This window comes from Actinotalea sp. (assembly GCF_041597215.1).
GTDB lineage: Bacteria > Actinomycetota > Actinomycetes > Actinomycetales > Cellulomonadaceae > Actinotalea.
In genome coordinates, this window is record NZ_JBFHHB010000048.1 from 1 (window position 1) to 15601 (window position 15601).

At 73.1% G+C, this 15601-nt stretch carries 18 protein-coding genes; 9 read left to right on the forward strand and 9 right to left on the reverse strand.

The annotated features are described in order from the left end of the window. The coding region (locus ABWK99_RS05345; protein WP_372593665.1) for an SbcC/MukB-like Walker B domain-containing protein at positions 1–1785 on the forward strand (1785 nt) is incomplete at its 5' end. 3 nt (positions 1786–1788) lie between these two features. Here the strand turns inward: ABWK99_RS05345 and ABWK99_RS05350 are convergent. Continuing rightward, entirely contained in the window at positions 1789–2178 is a 390-nt protein-coding gene (locus ABWK99_RS05350; protein WP_372593666.1) for a hypothetical protein, read from the reverse strand. A 107-nt stretch (positions 2179–2285) separates the two neighbouring features. Between ABWK99_RS05350 and ABWK99_RS05355 the strand changes: the two genes are divergently transcribed. Then, positions 2286–2969 carry a DUF2993 domain-containing protein gene (locus ABWK99_RS05355; RefSeq protein ID WP_372593667.1) on the forward strand — a complete coding sequence of 228 codons (684 nt, stop codon included), beginning with the start codon at positions 2286–2288 and terminating at the stop codon, positions 2967–2969. A gap of 9 nt (positions 2970–2978) precedes the next feature. Further along, the gene (locus tag ABWK99_RS05360) at positions 2979–3731 is read left to right on the forward strand and encodes a DeoD-type purine-nucleoside phosphorylase (RefSeq protein WP_372593668.1); all 753 of its coding nucleotides are present in this window, start codon (positions 2979–2981) and stop codon (positions 3729–3731) included. 62 nt (positions 3732–3793) lie between these two features. On the opposite strand, the gene ABWK99_RS05365 is transcribed toward ABWK99_RS05360, so the two are convergent. Next, positions 3794–3970, reverse strand: coding sequence for an antitoxin (locus tag ABWK99_RS05365; RefSeq protein ID WP_372593669.1), 177 nt, complete (start codon positions 3968–3970; stop codon positions 3794–3796). A gap of 186 nt (positions 3971–4156) precedes the next feature. On the opposite strand from ABWK99_RS05365, the gene ABWK99_RS05370 reads away from it, so the two are divergent. After that, positions 4157–4432, forward strand: a complete 276-nt coding sequence (locus ABWK99_RS05370) for a hypothetical protein (protein WP_372593670.1) — start codon at positions 4157–4159, stop codon at positions 4430–4432. 21 nt (positions 4433–4453) lie between these two features. Then, complete coding sequence (locus ABWK99_RS05375; protein ID WP_372593671.1) at positions 4454–5731, forward strand: alpha/beta fold hydrolase; 1278 nt, start codon at positions 4454–4456, stop codon at positions 5729–5731. Here ABWK99_RS05375 and ABWK99_RS05380 read toward each other — a convergent pair. Continuing rightward, entirely contained in the window at positions 5718–6392 is a 675-nt protein-coding gene (locus ABWK99_RS05380; protein WP_372593672.1) for an HNH endonuclease family protein, read from the reverse strand. The two genes, ABWK99_RS05375 and ABWK99_RS05380, sit on opposite strands and share 14 nt — an antisense overlap. Positions 6393–6503: 111 nt before the next feature. Here ABWK99_RS05380 and ABWK99_RS05385 point away from each other — a divergent pair, with 111 nt between their 5' ends. Then, complete coding sequence (locus ABWK99_RS05385) at positions 6504–7007, forward strand: hypothetical protein (RefSeq protein ID WP_372593673.1); 504 nt, start codon at positions 6504–6506, stop codon at positions 7005–7007. Here the strand turns inward: ABWK99_RS05385 and ABWK99_RS05390 are convergent. The 4 genes from ABWK99_RS05390 to ABWK99_RS05405 are packed head-to-tail and all read right to left on the reverse strand — an operon-like array spanning position 7004 to position 11109. Continuing rightward, positions 7004–8191 (reverse strand): ABC transporter permease, encoded by a 1188-nt coding sequence (locus ABWK99_RS05390; RefSeq protein WP_372593674.1) that lies wholly within the window; start codon positions 8189–8191, stop codon positions 7004–7006. The two genes, ABWK99_RS05385 and ABWK99_RS05390, sit on opposite strands and share 4 nt — an antisense overlap. After that, positions 8188–9135 carry an ABC transporter ATP-binding protein gene (locus ABWK99_RS05395; protein WP_372593675.1) on the reverse strand — a complete coding sequence of 316 codons (948 nt, stop codon included), beginning with the start codon at positions 9133–9135 and terminating at the stop codon, positions 8188–8190. The genes ABWK99_RS05390 and ABWK99_RS05395 overlap by 4 nt, the downstream gene beginning before the upstream one ends. Positions 9136–9172: 37 nt before the next feature. After that, on the reverse strand, positions 9173–10633 hold the full coding sequence (locus ABWK99_RS05400; protein ID WP_372593676.1) for an SPFH domain-containing protein: 1461 nt from the start codon (positions 10631–10633) through the stop codon (positions 9173–9175). Further along, positions 10630–11109, reverse strand: coding sequence for an NfeD family protein (locus ABWK99_RS05405; protein WP_372593677.1), 480 nt, complete (start codon positions 11107–11109; stop codon positions 10630–10632). Before ABWK99_RS05405 ends, ABWK99_RS05400 begins: the two co-directional genes overlap by 4 nt. A gap of 59 nt (positions 11110–11168) precedes the next feature. On the opposite strand from ABWK99_RS05405, the gene ABWK99_RS05410 reads away from it, so the two are divergent. Further along, positions 11169–11768: a GNAT family N-acetyltransferase gene (locus ABWK99_RS05410; RefSeq protein WP_372593678.1), complete on the forward strand. Its 600-nt coding sequence runs from the start codon at positions 11169–11171 to the stop codon at positions 11766–11768. A gap of 1 nt (position 11769) precedes the next feature. Here ABWK99_RS05410 and ABWK99_RS05415 read toward each other — a convergent pair whose 3' ends face one another. Continuing rightward, positions 11770–12744 carry a phosphotransferase enzyme family protein gene (locus ABWK99_RS05415; protein ID WP_372593679.1) on the reverse strand — a complete coding sequence of 325 codons (975 nt, stop codon included), beginning with the start codon at positions 12742–12744 and terminating at the stop codon, positions 11770–11772. 162 nt (positions 12745–12906) lie between these two features. Further along, positions 12907–13764 (reverse strand): LysR family transcriptional regulator, encoded by an 858-nt coding sequence (locus tag ABWK99_RS05420; protein WP_372593680.1) that lies wholly within the window; start codon positions 13762–13764, stop codon positions 12907–12909. An 88-nt stretch (positions 13765–13852) separates the two neighbouring features. Here ABWK99_RS05420 and ABWK99_RS05425 point away from each other — a divergent pair, with 88 nt between their 5' ends. Further along, positions 13853–14992 carry a DMT family transporter gene (locus ABWK99_RS05425; RefSeq protein ID WP_372593681.1) on the forward strand — a complete coding sequence of 380 codons (1140 nt, stop codon included), beginning with the start codon at positions 13853–13855 and terminating at the stop codon, positions 14990–14992. A gap of 137 nt (positions 14993–15129) precedes the next feature. Next, positions 15130–15420, forward strand: coding sequence for a DUF427 domain-containing protein (locus ABWK99_RS05430; RefSeq protein ID WP_372593682.1), 291 nt, complete (start codon positions 15130–15132; stop codon positions 15418–15420). Positions 15421–15601 lie beyond the last annotated feature (181 nt).

The following is a 15601-nucleotide window of genomic DNA, read 5'->3' on the forward strand; positions in this document are numbered from 1 at the left end:
CGCGCCGAGCGCGCGGAGGTGTCGGCCGGAGAGCTCCGCACGGCGCGCGAGGAGCTCTCCGCGCGTCCTGCCGCGCGGACCGCTCTGGAGCACGCCCGGGCGAGGGCGCTCCAGGACGCCGCCGGTCTCGGCGCGGCGACGGCGGCGCTCGCCGGCGTCGAGGACCGCTGGGCCGCTGCCCACGACGCCGCCCTCCTCGAGCCAAGGATCGCCCAGGCGCAGACCGCCCTCGCCGCCGCGGCGGACCGGGCCACGGTCGCCGTCGACGCTGCGGCCGCCCTGCAGCGCGCGCGGATCGCGGGGATGGCTGGGGAGCTCGCCGAGCGGCTCGTCGACGGCGACCCGTGCCCGGTCTGCGGCGCGAGGGAGCACCCGGCGATCGCCACACGCCCCGAGCCCGTCGACGACGCCGACCTGGCCGCAGCGGAGGACCGTCGGGCCGCGGCGACCGACGCGCTCACCGCGGCCTCCACGGCCCTCCATCGGTTGCGGGATCGCCACGAGCAGCGGCTCCTCGTCGCGGCCGCACCCCTCGCCGAGCTCGAGCAGCTGCGGACGGCCACCCGCGCGGAGGTCGCCGCAGCCCAGGCGGCCACCACGGCCCTCGCCGCTGCCGAGGACGCGCTGACGGCCTTCGACGCGCGCACGCAGGAGCTGACCTCCACCCTGGTGCGGCGGGAGCAGGAGGTCGCCGTGGAGGCCGAACGACAGCTCGCGGCGTCCGGCCGGCTCGACCTCGACCGGGCCGAGGTGCTCGACGCCCGTGGCACATCGGACTGTGTCGCGGACCGGGTCGCGGAGCTGGAGCGCACAGCGCGCGAGGCGGCCGGGTGGATCGCGGCCCTCGAGGCGGACCGCGCCGCCCGGGACGCCGAGGTCACCGCCCGTCGCGCCCTCGCCGAGGCGCTTGTCGAGCACGACCTCGACGACGAGTCCGAGGTCGAGTCCGCGCGGCTCCCGCCGGCCGAGCTGCTGCGGCTCGAGCGATCGGTGCAGCGTCGCGAGGCGGACCTGGCCCGGGTCCGTGGCGTGCTCGAGGAGCCCGAGGTGCGCGACGCCGCCGCGGAGGTCGACGTCCCGGCTGCCTGGGCGGCGCTGACCGAGGCCGCTGCCCGCGCGGAGGCCTGTGCTGCCCTCGCCGCGCGGGAGAGTGCCCGCCGCGACGCGGCCACCGGGGCGCTCGACGCGCTCGGCACCGCTGTCGCCGAGCACGGGGCACGCACGGCCGACGCTGGGCCCGTGGTGCGGATGGCGAACCTCGCGGCAGCCAGCACCGCCGACAACACCCGGGCGCTGACCCTCGCCACCTTCGTCCTGGGCCGGCGCTTCGACGACCTCGTCCTCGCGGCGAACGCCCGCCTCGTCACGATGTCCGACGGGCGCTACGAGCTGCTGCACTCCGAGCGTCGGGAGGACGTCAGCGCGAGGAAGAAGGGCCTCGCCCTCGCCGTGATGGACCACCGCACCGGCGCGGCGCGGGATCCGCGCACCCTCTCCGGAGGGGAGACCTTCTACGTCTCGCTGTGCCTGGCCCTCGGCCTCGCCGACGTCGTGACCGCTGAGGCCGGGGGGATCGACCTCGGGACGCTCTTCGTCGACGAGGGCTTCGGCTCGCTCGACCCGGAGGCGCTCGACGTCGTCCTCTCCGAGCTCTCGCGACTGAGGGACGGCGGACGGGTGGTCGGGGTCGTGTCGCACGTCGAGACGATGAAGTCCGCCATCGCCGAGCGCATCGAGGTCCGTCGCCGGCCGGACGGGAGCAGCACGCTCAGCGTTCGCGCCTGATCCTCACCACGCCCAGCCGCGGGTGAGGAGCTCGAGCTCCTCACGGGTCCGCTCGTCGTCGCTCCGGGTGAGGCCCGGGACGGTGTCCTCCTCACGCGTCTCGACACCCGCGAGGCGGCAGGCCGTGGCGAGGAGGCTGTCGTAGGCGGCCTGCGTCGCGATGACCCTGCTTCCTCGCGCCCAGATCCTCGGCTCGCTGTACAGCGCCCGGAGCTGGGCGGAGACCCGGGCGAGCTGGAGCTGGATCTCGAGGGCGGCGAAGGGGTCGGGCGGGGGCTCGGCACGACGCCGCCAGCGCGACCACCACAGGGGCGCACGCGAGTCCGGCCGGGGTGCCGGCGCGATCATCGTCACGCCCACCGCGGCCAGCGCAACTCGCCAGCGCGTCGGCATGGTCGCTCCTCGTCATCGAGGTTCCCAGCCTAAGCCGGGCCTCCGGGGCCCGCCATGGGGGCGGCTCCCGCTGTCCGATCGGCCCGGACCTTCGTAGGGTCGCTCCCGTGAAGACACGCCTCGTGGTCGCCCTCCTCGTCGTGGCCGTCGTGGCCGTCGTGCTGGTGGTGGCCGATGTCGTCCTGCGCTCCCGGGTCGAGCAGTCGATCGCAGGCCAGCTCGGCACCGAGCTGGGGATGCAGGACGCCCGGGTGACCGTCACCGGGACCCCCTTCCTCACCCAGGTCCTCTCCGGATCGCTCGACCGGGTCGAGGTCAGCGCCCCGTCCGCCGTCCTCGACGGGGTCCGGCTCCGCACGCTCGAGGCGACGCTCCTCGCGGTCAGCACCGGGACGCCCCGCACCGCCGCCGAGCTGCGGTTCTCGGCAGCGGTCGAGCCGTCCTCGCTCGCGGCGGTCCTTCCCGACGGCGTGCAGGTCGACGGCGATGCCGATCGGCTCAGCGTCACGCTCGCGGGCCTGCCGGTGACCGCTCGCGTGGTGCCCACCGCCGCGGGACGGTCCATCGCGATCGGGATCGAGGAGCTCGAGATCGGCGGCGTGATCGTCCAGCCCGAGAACCTCCCCTTCGGTCTCGGGGACGGTCTGACCGGGCTGAGCCTCCCGCTCGACGACCTGCCGGAGGGTGTCGAGCTGACCTCCGTCTCGGTCGTCGGCGGGCTGATCCGCGTCGAGGCGGCAGGTACGGACGTCCTCCTGCCGGACGCCGCCGCTGTCGGCGTGGCGGACTAGGGTCGAGCCATGGCCACCCCACATATCGGCGCCGAACCGGGCGCCTTCGCACCCGATGTCCTCATGCCAGGGGACCCGCGACGCGCCCGCCGGATCGCCGAGACCGTCTTCGACGACGCCGAGCTCGTGACAGAGGTCCGCGGGATGCTCGGCTACACCGGGACCGTCGAGGGGCGGCCCGTCTCCGTCCTGGCCTCCGGGATGGGGCTTCCGTCGATCAGCATCTACGCGACGGAGCTCTTCCGGTTCTACGGGGTCGAGCGCATCATCCGGATCGGTACCGCCGGCGGGATGGCACCTCGGCTGAACGTCGGCGACGTGGTGATCGCCCAGTCGGCGCACACGGACTCGGCGATGACCTCGCTGCGCGTCCCGGGGATCCACTACAGCCACAGCCCGAGCTTCGCGCTGCTCTCGGCCGCGGCCGCTGCGGGGGGCGTCGGCGCGAAGCCGGCGACCGGCTCCGGCCGCCGGCACCGCCGTGCCAAGACCGGCAAGGTGCACGTCGGCCCCGTCCTCTCGGCGGACGCCTTCTACGCCGACCGGCCCGAGACCACCGCGACTCTGGTCGCCATGGGGACGCTCGCCGTCGAGATGGAGGCCGCGGGCCTCTACGCGGTGGCGGACGCGGAGGGCGGCCAGGCGCTGGCGATCTGCACGATCTCGGACCTGCTCTTCCGCGAGGAGTCCCTGCCGGCGGAGGAGCGCGAGCTGCTCTTCGACCGCGCGGTGCAGCTCGGTCTGGCGGCCTTCGCGGCATGACGAAGGCCGACCGGGGTGGACCCCGGCCGGCCTGAGCAGGAAGGGGCCTGTGCCCCTTCAGGTCACTGCTTGTCGAGGAAGTCCTGCGCCTTGTCGACAGCGCCGTCGATCTTGTCGTCGATTGCGTCCGGCGTGTGCTCCTTCACGGCATCCGCCGCCTTGTCGAGCATGTCGCCTGCCTGGTCGGCGTGGTCGCCCAGCGCGTCCTTGGCCTTCTCGACGAAGTCCCCGATACCCATGTCGTCACCCTCCGGTCCGTGGCGCGCGCCGCATGCGCGCGCCCCGCACCCATTCGACCCTCCCTGGGGGGTGTCCGCAACGCGTGGAACGGGCGGATTGTCTCTTTCACCCGCTCGACTTCACCCTGTCGCCGGGTCAGGTCCGCGTGAACCCGGTCGATGTCCACGGGGAGGAAGGGAGACATCATGCGTACGGCCACGATGCGTGCACCCGAGCGGGTCGCAGGGTCCTCCGCGGTGCTGCACGGGAGCCACCCGCTTCGCGGGTACCCGGTCACCTGGCGGATCACTCCGCTGCGCCGTGAGGCAGGAGCCGCGGCGACCTACCTTGTCGAGCATGCCGACGGCGACCTCCAGACCGACGAGGCCTGGCAGGACGCCGAGCGTGACGAGAGCGTGATGAACGCGTACCAGGTGCGTGAGCTCATCGCCCGGGTGCGGGGACCCCTCCCGGCCCGCTGACGCGGGCCTAGGCTCGATCCCGTGCCTTCCGTCGTCGAGTCCCGTGTCCGCGGCTGGGTGGTCAGGGACCACCGGCTGTCCGTTCCCGTCGATCGTTCCGGGGGGCGTTTCGGGTCGCTCGACGTCTTCGCCCGGGAGGTCGTCGACGCCAGGCGCGCGGGTGACGACCTGCCCCTCCTGCTCTTCCTGCAGGGCGGTCCGGGAGGGATGTCCCCGCGACCCGGTCCCTCGGGATGGTGGAGCTCTGCGCTGCGCACCCACCGCATCGTCCTGCTCGACCAGCGCGGCACCGGCCGCTCCGGACGGATCGACGGCGCCACCGTCACCGCGCTCGGCGATGCCGCTGCTGACTACCTCGCCTGCTTCCGCGCCGATGCGATCGTCGAGGACGCCGAGGCCCTGCGCCTGGCCGTCTTCGGTGGGAAGAGGTGGGCGACCCTCGGCCAGTCCTACGGCGGATTCCTCACCCTGACCTACCTCTCCCGTCATCCGGAGGCACTGACCGCCTGCTACGTCACCGGCGGGCTCCCGGGAGTCACGAGCGACGCCGAGGAGGTCTACCGGCGAGGCGTCCCGCGCCAGCTCGCCAGGAACGCCGAGCTCGAGCGCCGGTTCCCCGGCGACGTGGCCCTGCTGGGGGAGATCGCCGACCGGCTCGCCGCGGAGCCCGTGCTGCTGCCCGACGGCGACCGGCTGACCGTCGAGCGCTGGCAGACCCTCGGCATGAACCTGGGGATGAGCACCGGCGTGGAGCACCTGCACTGGCTGCTCGACGGGGCCGACGGACTGCCGGACGCCTTCCTCGCCGACGTCGCCACCCGGACCGGATTCGTCGGCAACCCCCTGTACGCCGCGCTGCAGGAGGTCATCTACCACCAGGGCGAACGGCTCGGCGGGTGGGCGGCGGCGGCCGAGTACGGGCGACACCAGGCGCTCTCCGCGTCGGCCAGGCCCCTGATGCTCACCGGTGAGGCGGTGTTCCCCTGGATGTTCTCGCAGATCAGGGCGCTACGGCCGTTCCAGGCGGCGACGGAGGTGCTCGCAGCCCGGCAGGAGTGGCCGCGGCTCTACGACGTGGACCGGCTCGCGGCGAACGAGGTCCCGGTCGCCGCTGTGCAGTACGTGGACGACCCCTACGTCGACCTCGACCTCGCCCTCGGCACGGCGGACCGCCTCGGGAACGCGCAGGTCTGGGTGACGAACGAGTACCTGCACGACGGGCTGCGCGTCGCAGGCGACGTCATCCTCCCGCGGCTGATGGACCTGGCGGCGGGGCGCTGGAGCGTCACGGCACGGTGACGCAGCGACCGAGCTCTCGGCGCAGCGCCTCGCCCTCGGCCGCCGTGACCCACAGCCCGTAGCGCGCCTTCACGCCGACCTGCCGGATCGCATAGGCGCAGCGGTAGCCGCGGTCGGGCGGGAGCCAGGTCGCCGCGTCCCCCGCGCCCTTGGCCTGGTTCGCCGCGCCGTCCACGGCGAGCAGGTTGAGCGGGTCGTTCGCGAACTGGATCCGCCGGTCCGCGGGCCACTGCTGGGCGCCCTTCTGCCACGCGTCGGAGAGCGCGACCACATGGTCGATCTGCACGTCGGCGCTGTCCGGGCCGCGCTCGAAGGCGATCGTCTCCCCCGTGTACGGGTCGAGGAGCGTCCCGCGCAGGACGGTGCAGCCGTCGAGCGTGAGGTCGGTCAGGTCACGCGCGAGGACCGCCTCGCGCGTGCTGCACCCGTCGTCGCCCTCGGCCCAGCCGTCGCCGAAGAGCTCGCGCTCGTAGCCCGTGGTCGGAGCGCGACCCTTGACCGCGAGGCTCGCGAGCGAGGACTGCGCCTGGGCGAGCTCCGCAGCGGGGACGACGTAGCGCGTGCTCGGGTCCGTCCAGCGCGGCCACAGCAGGGCGACGACGGCGATCAGTGCCAGCAGCACGGGTACGGCCCACCAGCGGAGCGCAGAGCGGGGGGCCACGGACCCACTCTGCCAGCCTCGACCGACACGGCCGGCGGGGGCCGGGCGCCCGGTGGATCTTCACCCGCACGAGGGGTCAAGCGATGCCCGATCTGTGCCGACATGGGACCCATGACTTCGGCGACCCCTGAGCGCGGTTGGACGGGCGATCTCCTCGAGCACCGCCCGGCCGCCGTCGCGCCCACGCGGCGCACCGTCCCGTCCCAACGGCGGGCGCTCGACGACGGGGGTTACGGCGTGCTCGACGCCCAGGCGCCGACGCCGGGCTTCGTCATCCCGCTCCTCGAGCCGGAGGAGCCGGTCGTCACCCCAGTGATCACCGCCGCTCCTGCCGCGATGCCGATCGCTCAGGTCCGCGACACCTTCGCCTCGGTCTACGCGGAGGAGGGCACCCGGACCGCCTATGCTCCCGCACCTCTTCCCCCTGCCCCCACCGGCTTCGGCCTGCCCGTGCCGCAGCCGGTCGTCCTGCTCCCGGTGACCTTCGACGACCGCGCGCATCGTGCGCGCGCCTCGGTCGCCGCTCTCGGGGGCCTCGTCGCCCTCGCGACCGTCGCCGCCGGATCGGTCCAGTACTTCGGCGTCGTCGACCTGCTCGGCCTGCTCGGGATCTAGGCGCCCCGCAGGGCCTCACGCAGGGCGAGCTTCCCGCCCGTGTGCAGCACCCCGCGCCGGTACACCCGGCCGGCGATCCACACCAGCGCCGGGATCGTCAGGACCGTCACCGCCAGGCCGAGGGCCATCTCCCAGCCCTGGAGCGCCCCGAGCGCGCTGCGCACCGGGAGCATGAACGGCGAGAAGAACGGCACGATCGAGAGCACCCGCACGAGCGTGCTCTCCGGATCGTTCGGGACGAGGAACATCGTCGCGTAGAACGGCACGAGCAGGAGCATGATCAGCGGTGTCGTGACCGAGCCGATGTCCTCCTGCCGGGAGACGAGCGCGGCGAATCCGCCGAAGAGCAGCGCGAAGAGCAGGTAGCCCAGCAGGAACCACACGACCAGCCACAGGAACGAGAGCCCGAGGGAGACCTGGAGCAGGTCGCCGGCCCCCAGCACCACCGCGGCGCCCACCCCTGCCGCACCGAGGACGAAGACCTGGAACAGCCCGTAGATGCCCACCCCGAGGATCTTCCCGGCGAGGAGCTGGGCGGGACGGATCGTCGAGAGCAGGATCTCGACCACCCGGGAGGTCTTCTCCTCCACGACCCCCATCGAGATCGTCGAGCCCGTGCCGATCAGGGCGCCGAAGAGCAGCGAGATCATCACCATCGCCACGCCGAACTCGGCTCCGTCGACCTCTGCCGTCGGCGGGTCGACCGCGGTCACGCTCGGGACGGCGGCGGCGAGGGCTGCCGCGACCGCGGCCGGGTCGCCGCCCAGGGAGCTCACCGCGCTGTCGAGCGCGTAGGTCCCGACGGCACCCGAGACGAGCGAGAGGACGCTCGGGTCGGCCGTCCGGGCGACGAGCATCTCGGGGGCCGCGGGCGAGCCCTGGAGGAAGGCGTCGGTGTCCCCATCCAGGAGCGCCTCGGTGGCCACCTCAGCGGTCATCCTCGTCGTCTCGAGCGTGATCTCCTGGGCCGCAGCGCTCGCCTCGAGCACGGGGGCGAGCGGTGCGGTCTCGGACGCCAGCGCGATCCTGGTCACCGGAGGAGCCGTGTCGCGGTGCTGGAAGTACCAGCCCACCCCTGTGCCGATCGCGATGAGCAGGACCAGGAGGCTCATGGAGATCAGGTTCGCGCGGGTGAGCATGCGCGCCTTGACCTCGCGGCGGGCGACCGCCCAGATCGTGCTCATGCCGACCTCCGTCGTCCGAGGAGTCCTCGTCGAGTCCTCCGCGGCGGCGCGGCGGCGGGTGGTTCGTCCGCGGAGACGACATCGCGGAACAGGTCGGTGAGGCTCGGCCGGATCCGCCGGAACTCGTGCACCGGGCCGACGCCCAGCGCGATGCCCAGGGCGGCCTGGTCGTCGGCGGTGTCGGCACGCACGGTGCCCCCCTCGACCCGTGCGGGGATCCCGGCCGCGGTGAGGGCTGCGACCACGGCGGCCTGGTCGTCGACGGAGAGCGACCAGGCCGGGTGCTCGGTCCTGCGCAGCTCGTCGATCGTCCCGACGGCCTGCATGCGACCCGACTGCACGATCCCCACGCGGTCGCACAGGCGCTCGACGAGGTCGAGCTGGTGGGAGGAGAAGACCACGGGCACCCCCGCCGCTGCGCGCTCGCGCAGCACCCCGCTCATCACGTCGACGGCGACCGGGTCCAGCCCGGAGAACGGCTCGTCCAGCACCAGGAGCACAGGATCGTGCACAAGGGCCGCGGCGAGCTGCACGCGCTGCTGGTTGCCGAGGGAGAGCTTGTCGACGGTGTCCTCCCGCCTGGCGCCGACCCCGAGCAGGTCGGTCCAGTGGTCCACCGCTCGCGCGGCGGACGAGGGGTCCATCCCGTGCAGCCCGGCGAGGTAGCGCAGCTGCTCGCCGACCTTCATCTTCGGGTAGAGCCCCCGCTCCTCCGGCATGTAGCCGACGGTGCGGCGGGTGTGCAGGTCCAGGCCCTTGCCCTGCCAGCGCACCGATCCGGAGTCCGCGGCCAGCACGCCGAGCATGATGCGCATGGCCGTCGTCTTGCCGGCCCCGTTCGAGCCGACGAAGCCGAAGATCTCGCCCGGGCGGACGTCGAAGCTCAGGCCGTCCAGAGCCGTGACGGTCCCGTAGGACTTGGACAGGTGGTCGAGCTCGAGCACGGAGGTCCTTCCTGCGAGGGTGGCCGATGTCCGTCGCTCAGGGAGCGGAGGGCTCCTCGGCGGCCTGGTCCGTCTGGCCGGTGACCCCCGAGACCAGCTGTGCCAGGTCGAGGCCCGTGAGCTTCTTGACGATCTCCTGGCCCTCCCCGAGCACCGAGGCGACGCTCTTGGTCAGCGAGGAGGCGCCGTCGGTGGAGATCACCGTCATCGAGCCGACAGCGCCGATCGGCTCGGCGGCAGCTCTGACGATCTCGGGGAGCCGAGAGATGACCTCCTGCGCGATGGCGGCCTGGCCGTACTTCTTGAGCGCCTCGGCCTTGGCGTCGGTGGCGGCGGCCTCGGCGCGGCCCTCGGCCTCGATCGCGGCGGCGTGCGCCTCTCCCTGGGCCTTCACGCCGGCGGCGAGGGCCACCTGACGGTCGCGCTCCGCCTCGCCTGCGCGGCGCACGGTCTCGGCAGCGGCCTCGGCGTCCTGGAGGGCAGCGCTCTTGTTCGCCTCGGCGATGGTGGTGCGCTTGAAGGCGTCGGCCTCCGTCGCCGCGTTCGCGGCGTCACGCTCGGCGTTGGCCTGCTGGACAGCGGCGTAGGCGGCGGCCTCGGCCGGCTTGCGCACGCTGATGTCGAGCTGCTCCTCGGTGACGCGCGCCTGCTCGGCGAGAGCCTCGCGCTCCAGGGCGGCGACGAGCTTGTCCTGCTCGGCCCTGGCGAGCTGGCCGGCGGCCTCGGCCTCGGCGTTCGCGCGGTCGGTCTGGGCCTTGATGGCGGCGGTCTTGAGGTCCAGGGCCTTCTGGCGCTCGGCGATCTGCTCGCGCGCCTCGATCACGGCGAACTCGGCGACCCGCTGGGCCTCGGCCTCGGAGACCTCCGCGACCTGTCGGGCGCGGGCGCTCTCGGCACGGCCCAGGTTGGACAGGTAGTCCGACCCGGGGGTGGAGATGTCGGAGATGTTGAGCAGGTCGACCTGCAGGCCCTGCTCGGACAGGTCGGACTTGGTGGAGTCGACCACGCGGTCCGAGAGCCCCTTGCGGTCGGAGATGATCTGCTCGATCGTCATGTCGCCGACGATGGAGCGCAGCGAGCCCTCGAGGGACTCCTTGATGATCTCGGTCAGCGTGGCCTGCTGGGAGAGGAAGCGCTGGGCCGCACGCCGCACCCCCTCCTCGTCGCCGCGGACCTTGAAGTTGATGCTCGCCTTGATCGCGATCTTGATGCGGTTCTTGTCGACACCCTCGACGGTGATGCCGATCTGACGCTGCTCGAGGGAGATGGGGAAGCCCTGCTGGAGGACGGGCCAGACGAACACCCGGCCGCCGACGACGACGCGCTGGCCGGCGTCCGCCGCGGCGGCCTTGCCCGCTCCGCGCCCGACGATGATGAGCGCCTCGTTCGGCGGGACCCGCCGGATCCGGTGCGCGATGAACGAGATGACCGCGACGACCGCGATGGCCAGGGCGACGACGGCGAGGGTGGTGATCGCCTGGGACGTGAGCTCGATCATCGTTCGGGGAGCCTCTCTGCGGGTTCGACCTTCACACGACTACCGGCCTGCTCGACGACGACGACGCGCGCGCCGACGGTGATCTCGGTGTCCGCCCAGGCCAGACGGCGTTCCAGCTCGCGCGGGTCGTCGAGGCTGACCTCACCAGCGCCGTTCGGGACGACGGTCGCGGTGACCACGCCGCTGACGCCGACGACGGTGTAGCCGACGCCGTCCTCCGTCTCGCGCAGCCGACGCACGAGGCGCTGTACGCCGAGGACGACGAGCGCGCCGAAGACCGCCGAGGCGACATAGGCCCAGACGATCGGCAGCCCGTTGGCGGTGACGATCGTGCCGATCGCCCCGAAGGCGACGGCGCCCGCGCCGAGGGACGTCCCCGAGACGTCGCCGTCGCCGAACTCGACGAGGTCGCCGAGCAGGAGGGACAGCAGCAGCACGGCGAGCCCGACGGCGCCGATCACGACGAAGACGATCATGGTGTACACCCCCCTGTGGCTGGGTTCACCCTAGCGTCGCGGGGGGCCAGACTGGGGGGATGCTGCTGCGCCGTGCGTGCGGGTCCGATCGGGACGCCCTGTACGAGATCTGCGTGCGGACGGCCGAGTCCGGTGGCGACGCCCGCGGCCTGTACTGCGACGACGACCTGGTCCCCGACATCTACGCCGGGCCCTATCTCGAGCTCGAGCCGGACCTCGCCTTCGTCGTCGACGACGGGGGACGGGCCGTGGGCTACGTCCTCGGAGCGAGGGACACCCCTGCGTTCGCTGCGGCCTTCCGGGAGCGCTGGCTGCCGCGCGTCGCGGGCCGTCACCCGGAACCGCCGTCGGCCCCCAGCACTCCCGCCGAGGCGATGCTCGCGTCGCTGCACGACCCGGAGCGGATGGTCCGGCCGGAGCTGGCGCCCTACCCGGCGCACCTGCACGTCGACCTGCTGCCGCAGGCTCAGGGGCAGGGCTGGGGTCGGGTGCTGATCAGGACGCTGCTGGCCGAGCTGCGGGGGCACGGAATCGCCGCAGCGCACCTGACGCATGCGCCCGAGAACGTCAACGCCGCCGCCTTCTACGCCCGGCTCGGCTTCCGCGAGGTCCCTCGGCTGCCGTACAGCCTGTGGATCCCGACGGACGCGCGGCTCTGACTCAGTCCAGCAGCCAGGTCTCCGAGCGCAGGTACCGCGTGGCGATGTCGAGCGTGCCCTCCGCGAGGGCCTCGGCCTCCTCGGGGTCGACGGGCGTGGGGCCGGTCGTCGACCAGAGTCGGCCGTAGTTCTGCAGGCGCCGGGTCATGGTCAGTGCGCAGGCGAGCCGCGGGTCCCCCCAGGGGCGGACCTCGGTGTAGCCCTCCACCCAGGCCGCGGCGAGGCTCGGGGCGTCCCGACGTGGTTCGTGGCCGACGAGCGAGCCGGCGAAGTCCTGCTCGAACCAGGTCCATGCGCACTCGGCGAACTCGGTGAGGTACTCCTCCTCGCCGATCCGCACGACCGAGCCGAGCAGGTCGCGGTGCACGAGACCCGTGGGGGCGTTCCCCGCCCAGGACACGGTCGCCAGCGCCGCCTCCTGCGCCGTCCCCAGCAGGCGCAGGGCGGAGGGCGGCAAGGGTGCGCTCTCCCAGGCGGTCTCGACGAGGTCGACGAGCTCGATCGTCGGGCGGCGGAACCAGGAGGGGGGCTGCCAGGCGAGCTCGTGCTCGTGCAGTCGCGCGGCGAGGGCGCCGAGCCGACGGCTCGACGCGGTGTCGACCGTCAGGGGTGGGGGGCCGATGAGGACCGGGTCGAAGCCGAGGGCGAGGGCGGGCCAGCGTCGCCCGGTGGGGTCGTCGATCGGGGCGGCGGCGAGGTCGGCGTCGGTGGTCAGCACCGACGGCACCCGCACGACGTCGTCCTCGCCGAGCGCGCGGATCCAGGCAGCCTCGGACTCCAGGGCCGTCAGGCTCATCCGACCGGGTCGAAGCGCGCGGATCACCGCGGTCGGGGTGTCCTCGACCGAGGCCAGGACGAGCAGGTCGTGCGGGCCGTGGCGCAGGGCGGTGAGCTCGAGGGCGTCCGGTTGCCAGCCCCATGCGGCAGCGATCCCGGCATGCAGCCAGGTGGGCACGGACTCCGTGGTCGTGAGCACTGCTCTCCCGTCGTCGGCCGGGGTGGCCGCCGCGAGCGTACGTGCGCGCGGAGCGCCCGGACGAGGGGCAGGGCAGGGATTTCACGTGATCGTGACGTGGGAGCGGTTCCGGGGCGCCCGGGGTGCTGCGGCGTTCATCGGCCCGATACACGAGCCCGTGGATCAGGGGATCGCGAGCTCTTCGAGAAGGGCGGTGACCAGGGGGTGCCAGGGCCGGCTCTGCGGACCGCTGAGGACGAGGTTGCGCTCGACATGAGGGGTGAGCGGGAGCATGACGAGTCGGTTGCTCAGCAGTCCGGCGCCGAGGCTCGGCAGGATCGAGACGCCGAGGCCCTTCTCGACCATCGTCATGAGCGTGGCGAGCTCCCGGACGCGCCGCTGGCTCTCGAAGGGCAGGCCGGCCTGGTGGTGCAGCTCGCGGATCTGCTCCTCGTACCCGCCGCTGGAGACGATGAGCGGGTCCTCCAGAAGCTCGGCGAGCGAGATGGAGGACTCCCGGGCGAAGGGATGGTCGCGACGCACGACCGCGCGGTAGTCGTCGGTGGCGAGCACCCGCGCCCCCGGCGGGATCGTCGGCGGGTCGACGAGCACGGCGGCGTCGACCATGCCGCCCTCCATCCAGACCGACATCTCGGTGTCGTCGCCCTCGAAGACCTGCACGTCGACGTCGGGCAGCCGGGACTCCCATCGGCGCAGGAAGCGGGGGAGCACCGCCCGGTAGACCGTCGTCACGGTGGCGAGCCGGACCACACCGGTGAGCTGCGGGGTGCGGGCAGCGTCCTCGAGGCTGCCGACCGAGGCGAGAGCGGCGCGCGCGTGGGGGAGCATGCGCTCGCCGAGGGCGGTGGGCCGAACAGGTGGATCGCGGTGCACGACGCGCCCGCCCAAGGAGCGCTCCAGCGCCGAGATCGCGTGCGAGACGGCGGACTGCGACATGCGCAAGGAGGCCGCGGCCTCGGTGAACGAGCGGTGGTCGACAGCGGCGACCACCGCGCGGAGCTGGGCGAGGGTGACAGTCATGAGCAAGTCTCATCGTCGCATGAATCTCACCTCTTTGCGTCATGGGTCGGGGCCTCTCACACTCCTCGCGAGAGAGTGGAGGTGCCCGGTGCTCGGGTCGTCGCGCGGTACCGGCCGCATCGCTGTGGTGTACCTGGCGCTCACCCTGATCTGGGGCGCGAGCTTCCTCTTCCTCAAGGTCGCGCTGACGGCGACCTCCCCCCTCGTCCTCGTGCTGCTGCGGCTCCTGCTGGCCGCGGGAACGCTCGCGGTGATCATGGTCGCGACGCGTCGTTCCTGGCCGCGGGACCGTGTGCTGTGGGGCCACCAGGCCGTCGTCTCTCTCCTGCTCTGCGTGGTGCCGTACCTCGTGGTCGCCTGGGGCGCCCAGTACGTCGGCACCGGTCTCGCCGGGATCATCACGGCAGCGACGCCGATGACGACGGTCCTGTTCACGGCGGTGCTGCTGCCCTCGGAGCGGCTGGGCCGGCCCGGGGTCGTCGGGCTCGTGCTCGGCGCGGTGGGCGTGGTGATCATCGTCGGAGGGGACGGGCTCGGTGGCTCGATCCCTGGGCTGCTCGCCTGCCTCGCGGGACCCGTCTGCTTCGGAGCCGGCTACGCCTACCAGCGCCGATTCGTCAGCGCCCGCGGCCTGGACGGCGTGACCGAGGCGTCGATGCAGATGGTGCTCGCCCTGGGGATGACAGCGCTGGTCGCCCCGGTCCTGCTCGACTCCCCTCTCGCGCAGGGGGGCGACGGGCCCGTCACGCTCGCCGTCGTCCTCGCGCTCGCGGCCCTCGGCATCGTCTCGACCGGTCTCGGGTTCGTCGGCAACGCCGTCGTGCTGCAGGCCTGGGGTGCGCAGCGCACCGCGTCGATCACCTACCTCATGCCGGTCGTCACGGTGACGCTCGGCGTGCTCTTCCTGGGCGAGAGCCTGGAGTGGCTGTCGGTCGCGGGCGGTGTGGTCGTGGTGATCGGCGTCCTGGTGGGTCGCGTCCCGACCCCGACGGAGACCCTCGAGGCAGAGGTCGTCCTGGAGGCCGAGCGCATCCTCACCGCGTCCTGCGAGGTGCTCGAGTCGGCGGAGGAGGCACTCGTGCGGGCCGAGCTGGGCCCGGACGAGGCCCTGGGTCACGCGTCTGCGGGTCGCGTAGCCGAGAGCGGTGGCGAGGGTGCCGCCCCGGAGCTCGGCGACACGCAGGACGCCGTCGAGCCGCTCGCCTCCTCGGAGCCGTTCACGGCCTGAGGAGGCTGCGGTCGGGTGTCCCCGGGGGCACTCGACCCGCACGGTGCGCGGCGGGCCGTTCGGCACCGGCTCGTCGGTAGCGCTCGCGGTCTTGGTGCCGGCGGCCGATCCTTGGTGTTCGACCACGAAGGAGCATCATGATCGTCACCGCTGAGCTTGCCGGGGTGGAGATCGCTCGGAGCGATCGAACCGTCGTCGTCGAGGGGAACCACTACTTCCCACCCGAGGACGTCGCGTCGGAGCACCTCATTCCGACGGACACCCACACCCGTTGCGGGTGGAAGGGTCTCGCCTCGTACTGGACCGTCCGGGCCGCCGGAACGGCGGTGGTCGACGGGGCGTGGGCCTACCCCGACCCGTCCGACTCGGCCCGGCAGATCAAGGACCACCTGGCCTTCGCGAACGGGATCACGGTCCGCGAGGTGTGAGCCTCCGACGCGTCGGAGGGGGGCGCCGGAGCACCTCGGGGCGATCCGGCACGGCGACGGCGACGCTTCGCTCCCGCGTGCTCCGCCCCTCGGTCGCCGAGTCGTCCCTGCTCGCACGAACTGGTCCGGCGTCCACGAGGGCGGCTCCGTCTGCCCTGGTGAACTCCCACCTGCCCTCCCG